The 13,950-nt window shown below is 63.8% G+C and carries 12 protein-coding genes; 4 read left to right on the forward strand and 8 right to left on the reverse strand.

Annotated features, from left to right (window positions below; genetic code table 11):
* Positions 1-137 precede the first annotated feature (137 nt).
* The 5 genes from JQ566_RS21840 to JQ566_RS21860 all read right to left on the reverse strand — a co-directional run bounded on the left by JQ566_RS21840 (position 138) and on the right by JQ566_RS21860 (position 6,402).
* Positions 138-1,418: an ABC transporter substrate-binding protein gene (locus tag JQ566_RS21840; protein ID WP_212375378.1), complete on the reverse strand. Its 1,281-nt coding sequence runs from the start codon at positions 1,416-1,418 to the stop codon at positions 138-140.
* Between the two features lie 43 nt (positions 1,419-1,461).
* Positions 1,462-2,535, reverse strand: a complete 1,074-nt coding sequence (locus JQ566_RS21845) for a branched-chain amino acid ABC transporter permease (protein WP_212375380.1) — start codon at positions 2,533-2,535, stop codon at positions 1,462-1,464.
* 3 nt (positions 2,536-2,538) lie between these two features.
* Positions 2,539-3,432 carry a branched-chain amino acid ABC transporter permease gene (locus tag JQ566_RS21850; protein WP_018643253.1) on the reverse strand — a complete coding sequence of 298 codons (894 nt, stop codon included), beginning with the start codon at positions 3,430-3,432 and terminating at the stop codon, positions 2,539-2,541.
* Between the two features lie 220 nt (positions 3,433-3,652).
* A complete protein-coding gene (locus tag JQ566_RS21855; protein WP_212375382.1) occupies positions 3,653-5,584 on the reverse strand; it encodes a long-chain fatty acid--CoA ligase in 1,932 nt (643 codons plus the stop codon).
* Positions 5,581-6,402: an ABC transporter ATP-binding protein gene (locus JQ566_RS21860; RefSeq protein ID WP_212375384.1), complete on the reverse strand. Its 822-nt coding sequence runs from the start codon at positions 6,400-6,402 to the stop codon at positions 5,581-5,583. The genes JQ566_RS21855 and JQ566_RS21860 overlap by 4 nt, the downstream gene beginning before the upstream one ends.
* Positions 6,403-6,738: 336 nt before the next feature.
* Here JQ566_RS21860 and JQ566_RS21865 point away from each other — a divergent pair, with 336 nt between their 5' ends.
* Positions 6,739-7,413: a Crp/Fnr family transcriptional regulator gene (locus JQ566_RS21865; protein WP_212375386.1), complete on the forward strand. Its 675-nt coding sequence runs from the start codon at positions 6,739-6,741 to the stop codon at positions 7,411-7,413.
* Positions 7,414-7,511: 98 nt separating this feature from the next.
* On the opposite strand, the gene JQ566_RS21870 is transcribed toward JQ566_RS21865, so the two are convergent.
* Positions 7,512-8,774, reverse strand: coding sequence for an MFS transporter (locus JQ566_RS21870; RefSeq protein ID WP_212375388.1), 1,263 nt, complete (start codon positions 8,772-8,774; stop codon positions 7,512-7,514).
* Positions 8,775-8,898: 124 nt separating this feature from the next.
* Entirely contained in the window at positions 8,899-9,741 is an 843-nt protein-coding gene (locus tag JQ566_RS21875) for a uroporphyrinogen-III synthase (RefSeq protein WP_212375390.1), read from the reverse strand.
* A 142-nt stretch (positions 9,742-9,883) separates the two neighbouring features.
* On the opposite strand from JQ566_RS21875, the gene purU reads away from it, so the two are divergent.
* Complete coding sequence (gene purU / locus JQ566_RS21880) at positions 9,884-10,747, forward strand: formyltetrahydrofolate deformylase (protein ID WP_212375392.1); 864 nt, start codon at positions 9,884-9,886, stop codon at positions 10,745-10,747.
* Between the two features lie 74 nt (positions 10,748-10,821).
* Here purU and JQ566_RS21885 read toward each other — a convergent pair whose 3' ends face one another.
* Positions 10,822-11,115 (reverse strand): hypothetical protein, encoded by a 294-nt coding sequence (locus JQ566_RS21885; RefSeq protein ID WP_212375393.1) that lies wholly within the window; start codon positions 11,113-11,115, stop codon positions 10,822-10,824.
* Between the two features lie 581 nt (positions 11,116-11,696).
* Between JQ566_RS21885 and JQ566_RS21890 the strand changes: the two genes are divergently transcribed.
* Complete coding sequence (locus JQ566_RS21890) at positions 11,697-12,875, forward strand: ABC transporter substrate-binding protein (RefSeq protein WP_212375395.1); 1,179 nt, start codon at positions 11,697-11,699, stop codon at positions 12,873-12,875.
* 197 nt (positions 12,876-13,072) lie between these two features.
* Positions 13,073-13,942, forward strand: a complete 870-nt coding sequence (locus JQ566_RS21895) for a branched-chain amino acid ABC transporter permease (RefSeq protein ID WP_212375397.1) — start codon at positions 13,073-13,075, stop codon at positions 13,940-13,942.
* Positions 13,943-13,950 lie beyond the last annotated feature (8 nt).

Below are 13,950 nucleotides of genomic sequence, written 5' to 3' on the forward strand. Positions count from 1 at the left end.
CCGGCTTGACCGGGCGACCCAGTATTCCAGAGACGCCTGAGATTCACGGAGAAGCCGCGGCGTACTGGATCCCCCGCTCCAGTGCGCAATGCGCACGAGGCGGGGGATGACAGTTGTGTTGGGGGAAACGGCGTGGCTCACCACCCCAGCCATTCCGGCTTGCGCGGCAGCTCGACCGTCTTGACCTTCTCGAGCTTGATCGTGCCCTTGGCCATGAGGTCGTTGAGGTCGCCGTCGGTCGCGCCCGACACCTTGGTGCGATAGAGATCGACCTTGAGCGTGCCGCGATGGTCCTTGCCGGTCCAGGTTGAGGGATTGCAGACGCCGTCCATGCCGGCCGGCACCCAGTCCTTCTTCTGGTAGAAGCCCTTGGCGACGTTCTCGCCGGTGGCGCCGCCGTTCTTGGCGGCCCAGTCGAGCGCTTCCCTGGTGTAGAGCGCGCTACAGACGCCGGCGATGTAGTGCACCGGGCGATAGGCCTTGCCGCTCGCATCCGACATCTTCGAGATTTCCATCACCGTCTTCATGCCCGGCGCGTTGCCGCCCCAGGTCACCGCCGTGCGCAGGGGGAACACGACTCCGTCGGCCGCGTCGGCCGCTGTCTTGGCGGCATTCTCGTCCATGCCCCAGACATTGCCGAGGAACTGCACGTCCACGCCGGCGGCCTTGCAGGCCTTCAGCACTGAGATGTTGGAGGCAGCGGTGTTGCCGAGATAGGCGTAGTTGGCGCCGGAGCTCTTCAGGCTGAGGCACTGCGCGGAGTAGTCGCCGGGCGTCAGCGCGAACACGATCGGCGGCAGCACTTCGAAGCCGAGCTCGTTGGCGATCGCCTCGCCGGCCGCCTTCGGCGCATTCGGATAGGGATGATTGCCGCCCATATGGACGAATTTGGGCTTGCCGCTCTTGCCCTTGGCCTTCCAATCCTCGGCGGCCCAGGTCACCAATGCGCGCATCGCATCCGAGTAGCTGGGGCCGTAGAAGAAGTTGTAGGGGGCGGGCTTGGCCTTTCCGCTCACGCCTTCCGGATCGGTCAGCGCCGCCGCGTAGGAGGCGGAGACGTAGGGAATCTTGTCCTGTGCGACGAAGCCGGTCAGCGCTTCGGTGTCCGCGGTGCCCCAGCCCATGATCGCGGCAACCTTCTCGCCACCAGACCATTTCTTGTAGAGCGCGATCGCGCGCGGCACCTGGTAGCCGTAGTCGTTGCTGTCGAGATTGACCTGCTTGCCGCCGATACCGCCGTTCTTGTTGATCCAGGCAAACGTGTCGGCCACGGCTTGGCCATAAGGCGTGCCGACGTCCGAGGTCGCACCGGAATAGTCGGCGAGATGGCCAACCGCGATCTGCGCCTGCGCGCTGGCCGCAAAGCCTGCGATCGCAAACGCGAGGGAAGCGGTGCTCAAAAGGGATTTTGTCTTCATGGGTTGGTTCCTCCTGTTATCGTTAAAGTGAAGTCGCCCGCGCTCAATGCGAGAACGGGTAGAGTTTCCAGTAGGCCTTGATCTGTCGCCAGCGATGCGCGAGCCCGTCCGGCTCGAACATCAGAAACGCGATGATGATGAGCCCGATCGAGATCTCGCGCAGGAAGGTGATGTTGGTGTTGAGCGACAGCGCCTTGTCGATCGCGCCGCCCTTCAAATGCAGGCTGATCCATTCCATCGACTCCGGCAGCAGCACGACGAAGGCGGTGCCCATCAGCGTGCCCATGATCGAGCCGGTGCCGCCGATGATGATCATGGCGAGGAACAGGATCGAGCGCTCGATGCCGAAGCCTTCCTGCGACACGACGAGTTGGTAGTGCGCATAGAGCGCGCCTGCAATGCCGGCGAAGAAGGCGGCAAGGCCGAACGACAATGTGCGGTACTTGGTGAGGTTGATGCCCATGATCTCGGCGGAGAGATAATGGTCGCGGATCGCCACCAGCGCGCGGCCGTCGCGCGTGCGCATCAGGTTGGTGACGAGGATGTAGCTCAAGAGCACATAAGCCAGCACGACGTAGAAATACTGCTTGTCGCCGCGTAGCGTGTAGCCGAAGATCGAGAACGGCTCGGCGCTCGCCGGCACCGAGCCGCCGGAGAACCATTCGGCGCGCGAGAAGAAGTCGAGCAGGATGTATTGCGCGGCCAGCGTCGCGATGACGAGGTAGAGGCCCTTCAGCCGCGCTGCCGGGATACCGAAGATCAGCCCGACCAGCGCGGTGACGACGCCCGCGAGCGGGATCGCGAAGAACACCGGGATCGGCGCGTTATTCGAGATATAGGCCGAGGTGAAGGCGCCGAGCAGGAAGAAGGCGGCGTGTCCGATCGAGATCTGGCCGGTGAAGCCGACCAGGATGTTGAGGCCGAGTGCCGCGATCGAGAAGATGCCGATCTGGATCAGGATGCTGAGCCAGTAGCCGCTGAAGAATTGCGGCGCCAGGCAGAGGAGCAGCACGCCCGCAATCGCGAAGTTGCGGCTGGTGGTGGTCGGGAAGATCGTGGTGTCGGCCGCGTAGGAGGTGCGGAAATCACCAGCGGGGATGAGGGCAGGGCCGGCCATGGGTCAGATCCGCTCGATGTCGTGGGTGCCGAACAGGCCGTAGGGCTTGATCATCAGCACGATGATGAGGACGTAGAACGGCGCGATCTCGTAGAGATTGCCCCAGTGCAGATACTCGCTGTCGACATATTGGGCGACGTTCTCGAGCAGCCCGATGATGATGCCGCCGAGCACGGCGCCGCCGACGGAATCAAGCCCGCCGAGGATCGCCGCTGGAAACACCTTGATGCCGTAGGCGGCAAGGCCCGAGGAGACGCCGTTGACGACCGCGACGACGACGCCGGCGACGGCCGACACCGTCGCCGAGATCGCCCAGGCCATCGCGAACACGCTCTTGACGGAAATGCCGAGCGACTGCGCGACCTGCTGGTTGAACGCGGTGGCACGCATCGCAAGACCGTACTTCGAAGCGCGGAAGAACCAGGCCATGCCGATCATCATCGCGACCGAGACGACGAGGCTCATCACATAGACGGTCTGGATCTGGAGGCCGAACAGGCTGACCGACTGGCTCTCGAACACGCGCGGGAACGGCTGCGGGTTGACGCCGAACATCCATTTCAGGGTGGCCTGGAGCACGGTCGAGAGGCCGATCGTCACCATGATCACCGAGATGATCGGCTCGCCGATCATCGGCCGCAGGATCAGGACCTGGACCGCGATGCCGAACACGAACATGAACACCAGGGTGATCGGCATGCCGATCCAGAACGGGACCTGGTATTTCGCCAGCAGCGCCCAGCACACCCAGGCGCCGACCAGCAGCAATTCCCCTTGAGCGAAATTGACGACCTGCGTCGCCTTGTAGATCAGCACGAACGACATCGCGACCACGCCATAGAGCGTACCGACCACGAGGCCGTTGACCAGGAGCTGGATGAGGAAGGCGGTGTTCATGCAGTGATGCTCGCTGATAAATCCGGCGCGCTCTTCCCCTCTCCCCTTGTGGGAGAGGGTGGCTTCGCGAAGCGAAGCCGGGTGAGGGGTTGTCTCGGCAGGGAAGGTGCAGAGAGAGGACCCCTCACCCGGGTGAGGGTGGGGCGAGCTGCGGAGATGTCCTCTCCCACAAGGGGAGAGGGCGCATCGACGGGCAGCGCGCGCTTGGCTGGACGCAGGTTCACTCCGCAGCCTCCGCCATGTGCCCTTGTCCGCCCAGATCCACCACGCGCAGCGTCGTGCGTACCCTCTGCGTGGTGCCGTCCTGGAAGCGGATCACGGTGTCGACGGGGATGTCGGCATCGCCGCGGTAGATCGCGTCGATGATGCCTTCGTACTTCTCGTTGATGACGCCGCGGCGCACCTTTCTCGTGCGGGTGAGCTCGCCGTCGTCCGCATCGAGCTCCTTGTAGAGCAACAGGAAGCGCGCGATGCGCTGGGCCGGCGGCAGCGTGGCGTTGACGGTCTCGACCTCCTTCTGCAGCAGTGCGTAGACTTCAGGCCGTGAGGCGAGATCGCTGTAGGTCGTGAAGGAGAGGCGGTTCTTCTCCGCCCATTTCGAGATGATGGAATAGCGGATGCAGATCATTGCGGCGAGCGCGTCGCGGCCGGCGCCAAGCACCACGGCTTCCGCGATATAGGGCGAGAATTTCAGCTTGTTCTCGATGAATTGCGGCGAGAAGCGTTCGCCGCGCGATGTCTCGGCGAGATCCTTGATGCGATCGATGACGACGAGCTGCTGGTTCGCGTTGAAATAGCCGGCGTCGCCCGACAGCATCCAGCCGTCCCGGATGTCGGCGACGCTGGCCTCGGGGTTCTTGTAGTACCCCAGGAACATGTTCGGGTGCCGCACCACGATCTCGCCGACGCCGTGGACGTCGGCATTGTCGATGCGGATCTCGACGCTGTCGGCCATCGGCACGCCGGTGGTGTCAGGATCGACCTTGCCCTCGGGATGCAGCGTGTAGGCGCCCAAAAGCTCGGTCTGGCCGTAAAGCGTGCGCAGCGGCACGCCCATGGCCTGGAAGAACTTGAAGGTATCAGGCCCCAGCGCCGCGCCGCCGGTGGCGGCCGAGCGCAGGCGGGTGAAGCCGAGGCGGTCGCGCAGCGCGCGGAACAGGATCGCATCGGCAAAGCCGGAGCGCTTGCCCTGCTCGAGCGCGGCAAGGCCGCTCTTCATGCCGACATCGAACAGGCGCTGCTTGAAGGGCGTCGCATCCATCACCTTGGCGCGGACGTCGGCGGCGATCGATTCCCAGACGCGGGGCGCGAACAGCACGAAGGTCGGTGCGATCTCGCGCAGATCGTTCATCATCGTGTCGGGCTCTTCGACGAAGTTGATCTTCATCCGGCACAAGAGGCCTTTGCCGAGCACGTAGACCTGCTCCATGATCCACGGCAGCGGCAGCACCGAGACGTATTCGTCGTCGGGCCCCTTCGGATCGAAGGCGAGATAGGTGGCGCAATGGCCGAGCACGCGGCCGGCGGCGAGCATCGCGAGCTTCGGATGCGAGGTGGTGCCCGACGTCGTGCAGAGGATCGCAACGTCCTCGCCCTTGGTCGCATCGACGAGCCTGTCATAAAGCTCCGGCTCGCGCGCTGCGCGGGCGCGGCCGAGCTCGGCGAACTTCTCCGCCGACATCAGCCTGGGATCGTCATATTTCCGCATGCCGCGCGGATCGGAATAGATGATGTGCTTCAGCTTCGGCACGCGCTCGGCAAGGGTGAGCAGCTTGTCGACCTGCTCCTCGTCCTCGGCGAAGACCAGCTGGGCCTCGCCATAGTTGAGGAGATAGGAGGCCTCCTCGTCCAGCACGTCGCGATAGAGCCCGAGGCTCAGTCCGCCGATCGCGTGGGTTGCGACCTCCGCCGCGACCCAGTCCGGCCGGTTGTCGCCGATGATGCCGATGACATCACCGCGACCAAGACCGAGTTCGACCAGGCCGAGCGCGAAATCGCGCACCCGTGTCTGGTAGTCGTTCCAGGTGAAGATGCGCCAGAGCCCGAGATCCTTCTCGCGCAGCGCGATCTCGTTGCCGTGCTCCCTGGCATTGAGCCGGAGCATCTTCGGATAGGTGTCGGCCTGCGCGACGCGGCCTGCATAATCCATCATGCCGCGCTCTCCTGCGCCGGAGAAGCATCGTCGGGATCGACCAGCACCTCGTCTTCTTCGCCGAGATAGGCACGCTTGACGTGGGGATCGGCGAGCACCGTTGCCGGATCGCCCTCGGCGATCTTCTTGCCGAAATCCAGCACCATGACGCGATGGGAGATGTCCATCACCACACCCATGTCGTGCTCGATCATCACCACCGTCATCCCGAACTCCTCGTTGAGGTCGACGATGTAGCGGGCCATGTCCTCCTTCTCCTCGAAGTTCATGCCGGCCATCGGCTCGTCGAGGAGAATGAGGCGCGGCTCCAGTGCCATGGCGCGGGCGAGCTCCACGCGCTTGCGCAGGCCGTAAGAGAGAGTGCCGGCGGTCGCCTTGCGCACCGACTGCAGGTCGAGGAAGTCGATGATCTCCTCGACCTTGCGACGGTGCTCGAGCTCCTCCTTGCGCGCGCCGGTGAGCCAGTACAGGGAGCCCGTGAGGAAATTGTTCTTCAAGAGGTGATGGCGGCCGACCATGATGTTGTCGAGCACGCTCATGTGGTGGAACAGTGCCAGGTTCTGGAAGGTGCGGCCGATGCCCAGCGAGGCGCGGGCGTTCGGTGTCAGGGCGGTGATGTCGCGGTCCTGATAGAACAGCTGGCCTTCGGTCGGCTTGTAGCGACCGGAAATACAGTTCACGATCGAGGTCTTGCCGGCGCCGTTGGGGCCAATGATCGAGAACAGCTCGCCCTCCCTGATGGCGAAGCTGACATCGGTCAGCGCACGGACGCCGCCGAATCGCAAGGACACGCCGCGCACTTCGAGACTGGTAGCCACCAAACGAATCCCTCCCGGTCATGGCGCTCTTTAGCGGCGCTCTTCGTCCGTTCCTGTCGGGCGATCCTAGTACGGCGGCGGCGGTGAGGCCATGCAGCAGATGGTCTCGACCGGAGCCGCACCGCTCTCGCTCCCGTTTGGGATCAAAAGCCGCATCGCCCGAGGTGGTCCTCAATAGGGGAAAGCGCTATTTTGAAATGTCTTCCGGCTGACAATTCTGCGACAAAGTTTTCGGGCGGCGGTGGCTTTCATCTTTGGTCGAATGGCGGTCGAAACCATCATGTTGCAATGCAGCAGAAGGCGGAGTGACGAAACGGTGCGGCTGGCCGCGAGATCATGATTTCAGAAGATCATCTGAAGCGCGTCGCCGCCTGGTCGCGCGAGCTCACACAAGTGGAGATCGAGGTGGCGCGTGCCGGAATCACGGAGCGGTCCTACGGCACCGGCGAGACCGTGTTCATGCGCGGCGATATTTTTGCCTATTGGGCCGGCATGGTGAGCGGCCTTGCCCGTATGGGCGGGGTTTCGCGCGACGGCAAGGAGACCAGCCTTGCCGGACTGACGGCAGGGGCCTGGTTCGGTGAGGGCAGCGTGCTCAAGAACGAGCCGCGCCGTTATGACGTGGTCGCGCTGCGCGACAGCCGCGTCGCGCTGATGGAACGCAGCGCCTTCATGTGGCTGTTCGAGAACAGCGTCGGCTTCAACCGCTTTCTGGTGCGCCAGCTCAATGAACGGCTCGGCCAGTTCATCGGCATGCTCGAGGTCAACCGGACGCTCGATGCCACCGCGCGCCTCGCCCGCAGCATCGCCTCGCTGTTCAACCCGATCCTCTATCCGGAATCGACCGCGCATCTGGAGATCACCCAGGAGGAGATCGGTGCGCTGTCCGGCATGTCCCGCCAGAACGCCAACCGGGCGCTGAACCGGCTGGAGAAAGAGGGGCTGCTGCGGCTGGAATATGGCGGCGTCACCATCCTCAATGTCGAGCGGCTGCGCGGCTACGGGGATTAGACTAGAGCGTTTTCGAGCGAAGTGGACACCGGTTCGCGTCAAGAAAACGCGTCAAAACGAGAATCTAGAGCTCCGTTCCGATTCTTCGGAACGGAGTTCTAGCGCGCGTTGGCGGGCGCGTGCACCGGCCAGAGGTCGGCGCGCCAGCGCACTGCGATCGCCATCATCGCGAGGAACCCGGCGACGGCATAGAGCGAACCCGTCGCCGAATAGCCGATGATGTCGATCAGGCTGCCGGCCGCGAGAAGTCCGATAGGCAAGCCATAGATCACCATCATGCGCACCCCCATGACGCGGCCTCGCAGATGCGCGCTCGCGGTGCGCATCAGGATGACGGCAGCCGAGATCATCGACATGCTCTGGGCGATGCCGGCGAGAACGAGGCAGGCCATCGCCACCGGCAAGGTCCTGACCTCGACGAACACCAGCAGCATGGCGTACCAGGCCAGCGTCGCGCCGATCAGGAGCCGGGCAATGCGTATGCCAGCGACGAGGCTGAGCGTAATGGAGCCGATAAGCGAGCCGACGGCGAAGCTCGCCGAGAGATAACCGAGGCCGGTCTGGTCGGTATGAAAGATCTCCCGCGCGATGTAGGGCAACAATCCGCCCGTGAAGGGAAATGCGGTGAGATTGGCCAGGAAGGCGACGCACAGCGCCGCGCGCATTCCCGGGCCATTCCAGGCATAGACGATGCCTTCCTTCAGATCGCCCAGCAATCTCGAAACGGCGTGGCTGTTCGCCGGGAGATCGCTCGTGGTGATGGACCTTTTCGGCCGTGTCAGACAAAGCATCAGAAGCGCAGCCACGAGGTAGAGACCGGCGATCGCCACATACACGAGGCCAATTCCAAGCACGGCGAACAGCCCGGCGCCCGTCAATGCTCCGGCGATGCGGGCGCTGTCCTGGGTCGTGCGCGCAACGCTGATGGCCCCCACCAATTGCTTGGGCGGCATGATCTCGGCAAGCAGCGCACCCCGGACGCCGAGATCGGATGGACGAATCAGGCCCATGATCGCGACGATGACCATGACGCTCGGCGGCGACAGGTGGCCCGTCAGCGCCAGGACCATGATGGTCGACGAGAGCACCGTATAGGCAAGGCGCATCGCAACCAGGAGATCGCGATGACCCATGCGGTCGCCGATCATGCCGAACACGGGCGCGACCAGTGTTCCGACGAACTGGAGTGAAGCGAGCACGGTGAGCAGCAGCACCGAGCCGGTCTCGACAATGATGTACCAGCCGAGCACCAGCGTCTCGACCTCGAAGGCCCAGGAGGTGAGCAGGTCGGACGGCCATTGGAAGCGATAGTTGCGGATGCGGAATGGCGCGAGCGCCGAAGGTCGTATGGTGGCGCTCACGACGCGATGACGCGTGTCACGGCGATTCCCTTGCCCTTGTCGTTTCTTCTTGCGGTCGCGCAACCTAGCGCTGGCGATGCTTGTGTCAATCGCAGCCGCCGCAGGTCGCCCCCGCGCTCGGCTCTTACCTCGCCGCGGCTCTCGGCTTCCGCTCCGCCAGCGCCTCGGCCATCGCCGAGATCAGCGGACGCATGAAATACGCGTCCTCCGCCGGCGAGACGTCCGTGCGCAGACCGTGCGCGGCGAGCTCACCGGAGACCGCCGGCCCCACCGAGGCGATCAACGTCCGTTCGAGGCCTGCACGCAGTTTCGCTTCGCTGCCATGTGCTTTCGCGGCCTCGATCAGGCGGCGGACCTGGCCGAGATTGGTGAGCGCGACGGAATCGATCCGCCCCGAGGCCATGTCGTCGATGGCAGCGATGATGTTCGCATCCGCTGCCTTGGAATCGTAGACATAGGGCAGCACGGTATCGACGGCGGCGCCTTGCGCGGCCAGCGCGCCGGTCAGCGCGCCGTGATCCTTGTCTGGATAGAGCTGGAGACCGAGGCGTCGTCCCTTCAGGTCGAGCTTGGCCAGCATCTCGATCACGCCTTCGGTGGTCGGCTTCTCCGTGGTCTGCTGCGCCTCGAGACCGATCTCGCGCAGCGCCTTGCCCGGCTTCGGGCCGCGGGTGAATTTGCGCGCTTTGGCGAGCGCCGCGACAAGGGCGGCGTCGAGCCCGCGGGTGCGGGCGAGCTTCATGATGCGACGCAGGCCTTCGCCCGTCATCAGCACGAGATCGTCGAAGGGCTTGTCGATGGCACGGCGAATCCAGGCCTCGACTGGAGCCGGGTCCGGCGCATCATGAATGGTGAACATCGGGCATTGCACGACCTCGGCGCCTTGCTCGGCCAGAAGCTTGGAGAACTGCGCCTCCTCACGCGTTTCCAGGATCAGGATGCGGTAGCCGTTCAAGCGGTCGGCCATGGGGATGCTCCGGTGAGAATTCGCAATTGTCTGTTCATCCTGACTCCGCGGTTGGGATTGGCGCAAGGGCGGGGTCGGTGCTAGAGCAGGGCGCAAATCGCTGGATCGTTCCGCTGCACAAACCTTCATCAAGAGCCAAGCCTTGCCCGACCATCAATATGTTCTGACCCTGTCCTGCCCGGATCGCCCCGGCATCGTCTCGGCGGTGTCGACGTTTCTTGCTCATAACGGACAGAACATCCTCGACGCCCAGCAGTTCGACGACGTCGAGACCGAGAAGTTCTTCATGCGGGTGGTGTTCACAGCGGCCGATCTTGCCGTGGAACTGTCGGCGCTCCAGACCGGCTTTGCGGCGATCGCCGAGCGTTTCGGCATGGAGTGGCAGATGCGCGACCGGGCTGCGCATCGCAAGGTGATGCTGCTGGTGTCGAAATCCGACCACTGCCTGGTCGACATCCTCTATCGCTGGCGCATCGGCGAATTGCCGATGATTCCGACTGCGATCGTCTCCAACCACCCGCGCGAGGTCTATGCCGGGCTCGATTTCGGCGGCATCCCGTTCCACCACCTGCCTGTCACCAAGGAGACCAAGCGCGAGCAGGAGGCGCAGATCATGGACCTCGTCGGCGAGACGAAGACCGATCTGGTCGTGCTCGCCCGCTACATGCAGATCCTGTCCGACGATCTCTCGGCGAAGCTGTCGGGGCGCTGCATCAACATCCACCACTCGTTCCTGCCGGGCTTCAAGGGCGCAAAACCCTATCACCAGGCCCATGAGCGCGGGGTCAAGCTGATCGGCGCCACCGCGCATTACGTCACGCGCGACCTCGACGAGGGCCCGATCATCGACCAGGACGTCGAGCGCATCAGCCATCGCGACACGCCGGAAGATCTGGTCCGCAAGGGCCGCGACATCGAGCGCCGCGTGCTGGCACGAGCCATCCGCTACCATCTCGACGACCGTGTCATCCTCAATGGCCGCAAGACCGTGGTGTTTGTGGACTAGCGAATAGTGAGTGGCGAATGGCGAGTGGCCCGGGAGGGCGCCTATTCGCTATTCCCTATTCGCCATTCGCTTCCTCAACGCACCGCGCCAGCCGACGTCGTCCCCGTCGCGCCCTTCTGGGCCTGCTCTTCCTTCTCGCGATCGGCCGCCGGCAGCAGTCGCTTGCGTTCGCGTTCTTTCATGTAGGCATCGTATTGCGGTGTGCCGGGTCGCGGCGGAGCATCGGCGGGCAGGCCGCCGGCCCATTGCGGGACATAGTCGCCCATGCCGGCGGAGAGTTTTTCGTTGACCGTCCCGCAGCCTGCAAGGTTGGGAGCGAGCAGGGCGACTGCGGCAGCGATCGAAAGAGAACGGGAGCGCATGGACATCTTCTAAGTCGTGCCCGATCGGGGCCCGGATGGAGTGGCGCCGGATAGGCGTCGGCGGCGAACCATAGCTCTCAATATCTAAAATTGGCCTATTCGAGGGTGGGCAATGCTGTATACATGGAAGGTATTATAATAAGCCAATTTGGCCCTTGAAGGGCTGGCTCTAGTTGGTACGGTATACATCGCGTATTTCTCGTTCGATATGAATCACCGAGTGGCCTCGCGCGAAGCGTTTGAGATGTCGAGATTCTGCAAATGAGAGGCGGAATCCTCCATCCACGGCGGTCGTGCGGCCTTCTTAAGTGGCGCATCGACAAGCCATCGCCGACCGGCCGGGCGCCACGGGGGCTTTTTCGTTGACAAGACCATATTCTTTGTACAATCGTACAAATCTCTCCCTGCCGTCGTTGAGGCAGATCACGCGGCTTGCGCCGAATGGTCGCCCAACGTCCGATTGACAACGGGGTTGCAGAGGACGCCATGTGGCCGCACGGCATGGCTTGTCCGAGAGTGAAGCGCGGCAAGGACCGGGCACTCGGTCCGGCTCACAAGAGGTCAGGAATGAAGGGGAGGGACATCTGATGTTCGAACGCAGGATTTTTTCACGCACCGCTGCCGTTGCCGCCATCGCAGGCCTTGCCGGCCTCGCGCCCGCCAAGGCCGCAGACAGCGTCAAGGTCGGTCTGATCCTGCCGATGACCGGCGGGCAGGCCTCGACCGGCAAGCAGATCGAGAACGCGATCAAGCTCTACATGCAGCAGAAGGGCGACACCGTCGCCGGCAAGAAGGTCGAGATCATCCTCAAGGATGATGCCGCGATCCCGGATAAGACCAAGACCGCCGCGCAGGAGCTGATCGTCAACGACAAGGTCAACTTCATCGCCGGCTTCGGCGTGACGCCGGCAGCTCTCGCCGCCGCGCCGCTCGCAACGCAAGCCAAGATCCCGGAAGTCGTGATGGCGGCGGGTACCTCCATCATCACCGAGCGCTCGCCCTATATCGTGCGCACCAGCTTCACGCTGGCGCAGTCCTCGACCATCATCGGCGACTGGGCGGTGAAGAACGGCATCAAGAAGGTGGCGACGCTGACCTCGGACTACGCGCCGGGCAATGACGCGCTGAACTTCTTCAAGCAGCATTTCACCGCGGGCGGCGGCGAGGTGGTCGAAGAGGTCAAGACGCCCTTGCAGAACCCCGACTTCGCGCCGTTTCTCCAGCGCATGAAGGACGCCAAGCCCGACGCCATCTTCGTGTTCGTGCCGGCGGGGCAAGGCGGCAACTTCGTGAAGCAATATGCCGAGCGCGGTCTCGACAAGGCCGGCATCAAGGTGATCGGGCCGGGCGACGTCACCGACGACGACCTGCTCAACAACATGGGTGACGCCGTGCTCGGCACGGTCACCGCGCACCTCTATTCCGCGGCGCATCCGTCCGCGATGAACAAGGATTTCGTCGCCGCCTACAAGAAGGCGTTCGGCAACCGTCCGGGCTTCATGGCCGTGGGCGGCTATGACGGCATCCACCTGATCTACGAGGCGCTGAAGAAGACCGGTGGCGACACCAACGGCGACAAGCTGATCGAAGCCATGAAGGGCCAGAAGTGGGAAAGCCCGCGCGGCCCGATCTCGATCGACCCCGAGACCCGCGACATCGTGCAGAACATCTACATCCGCAAGGTCGAGAAGGTCGACGGCGAGCTCTACAATGTCGAGTTCGCGACCTTCGAGGCCGTCAAGGATCTCGGCAAGACCAAGAAGTGACGCGCGCAAGCGCGTCATCCCGGGGCTCTCCTCACCTCTCCCGCTTGCGGGAGAGGTTGGCGCAGAGCGCCGGGTGAGGGTTCTCTCCTCATCGGGAGTCTCCCAGTGGAAAGACCCTCTCCCCAACCCTCTCCCGCAAGCGGGAGAGGGAGTGCAGCACGGCCCTTGGCCACACTTGAGATGATCTTCGACCTTCGATGACCGCAATCCTCACCAACCTGTTCGATGGCGTCGCCTACGGCATGCTGCTGTTCGTGCTCGCCTGCGGGCTCGCGGTCACGCTCGGCCTGATGAACTTCGTCAATCTCGCCCACGGCGCCTTCGCCATGGCCGGCGGCTATGTCTGCATGGTGCTGGTCAACCGGATGGGCTGGCCGTTTTTCGCTGCGCTGCCGCTTGCCTTCGTTTCGTCGGCCGCAATTGGCATTGCGCTCGAGCGCACGCTTTACCGTCATCTCTACACGCGCAGCCATCTCGACCAGGTGCTGTTCACGATCGGCCTGAGCTTCATGTCGGTCGCGGCCGTCGACTACATCCAGGGCTCCTCGCGCGTCTTCATCAATTTGCCCGCCGCGCTCCAGGGCCAGTTCGACCTGTTCGGCGTCGGCATCGGCCGCTACCGCCTGATGATCATCGTGATCTGCGGCCTGCTCACCATCGGCCTGCAGATGGTGCTGGCGAAGACGCGCTTCGGCAGCCGACTGCGCGCTGCGGTCGACGACCCCCGCGCCGCCAGTGGCCTCGGCATCAACGTGCCGCAGGTGTTCGCCTTCACCTTTGCCTTCGGCTGCGGGCTCGCCGGCCTCGGCGGCGCGCTGAGCGCCGAGATCCTTGGGCTCGATCCGTATTTCCCGCTGAAGTTCATGATCTACTTCCTGATCGTGGTCACCGTCGGCGGCTCCTCCTCGATAACAGGTCCGTTCCTGGCCTCGCTCCTGCTCGGCATCGGCGACGTCGCCGGCAAATATTACGTGCCGAAGATGGGCCCCTTCGTGATCTACACCATGATGATCGTGATCCTGATCTGGCGCCCGAACGGCCTGTTCGGCCGTACGGCCGCGCGTTGAGTTCGCCG

Source organism: Bradyrhizobium sp. SZCCT0231 (genome assembly GCF_018130245.1).
GTDB lineage: Bacteria > Pseudomonadota > Alphaproteobacteria > Rhizobiales > Xanthobacteraceae > Bradyrhizobium > Bradyrhizobium japonicum_F.

Excerpts from the sequence above, each read along its gene's own strand:
- JQ566_RS21850 (WP_018643253.1), bottom strand. The coding sequence starts at position 3,432 with ATGAACACCGCCTTCCTCATCCAGCTCCTGGTCAACGGCCTCGTGGTC.
- JQ566_RS21845 (WP_212375380.1), bottom strand. The coding sequence starts at position 2,535 with ATGGCCGGCCCTGCCCTCATCCCCGCTGGTGATTTCCGCACCTCCTAC.
- JQ566_RS21885 (WP_212375393.1), bottom strand. The coding sequence starts at position 11,115 with ATGTCCATGCGCTCCCGTTCTCTTTCGATCGCTGCCGCAGTCGCCCTG.
- JQ566_RS21840 (WP_212375378.1), bottom strand. The coding sequence starts at position 1,418 with ATGAAGACAAAATCCCTTTTGAGCACCGCTTCCCTCGCGTTTGCGATC.
- JQ566_RS21875 (WP_212375390.1), bottom strand. The coding sequence starts at position 9,741 with ATGGCCGACCGCTTGAACGGCTACCGCATCCTGATCCTGGAAACGCGT.
- JQ566_RS21890 (WP_212375395.1), top strand. The coding sequence starts at position 11,697 with ATGTTCGAACGCAGGATTTTTTCACGCACCGCTGCCGTTGCCGCCATC.
- JQ566_RS21855 (WP_212375382.1), bottom strand. The coding sequence starts at position 5,584 with ATGATGGATTATGCAGGCCGCGTCGCGCAGGCCGACACCTATCCGAAG.
- JQ566_RS21895 (WP_212375397.1), top strand. The coding sequence starts at position 13,073 with ATGACCGCAATCCTCACCAACCTGTTCGATGGCGTCGCCTACGGCATG.
- JQ566_RS21865 (WP_212375386.1), top strand. The coding sequence starts at position 6,739 with ATGATTTCAGAAGATCATCTGAAGCGCGTCGCCGCCTGGTCGCGCGAG.